At 50.2% G+C, this 309-nt stretch carries 1 protein-coding gene; it reads right to left on the reverse strand.

The window, feature by feature from the left end; all coding sequences use genetic code 11:
- Positions 1-293, reverse strand: a 293-nt coding sequence (locus F0L74_RS34755) for a ribosomal protein L16 (protein WP_497707339.1), incomplete at its 3' end; no start/stop codon positions are given.
- Between the last annotated feature and the right edge of the window lie 16 nt (positions 294-309).

Consider the following 309-nt stretch of genomic DNA (forward strand, 5'->3'; position numbering starts at 1 on the left):
CGGATAACGTGGAAAGGGTGAAGTCTCATGCGGATATGGAACTGATCCTTTCCGCAGTTCTTTACGAGGTACTTATTGCAGCAGATACGTCCTGCCTCCAAAGCCTCTGAGCTCAGCTGTTCATATTCGTCGGACACCAAGTGCACGCACAGTGGAAAGTCGTCAACGTTCGCTCTCTTCTTACCCAAATCGAAGATACGGATCTTGGGATCAGGTACACCCCGACAGAACCTCGATTTCGGATACGGTTTATTTTTGCAGTACCGGTAGCATCTTGCTGGCCGGCGCCCCATGGTGATCTTTACAAAG

Origin of the sequence: Chitinophaga agrisoli (assembly GCF_008386695.1) — a bacterium.
Classification (GTDB): domain Bacteria; phylum Bacteroidota; class Bacteroidia; order Chitinophagales; family Chitinophagaceae; genus Chitinophaga; species Chitinophaga agrisoli.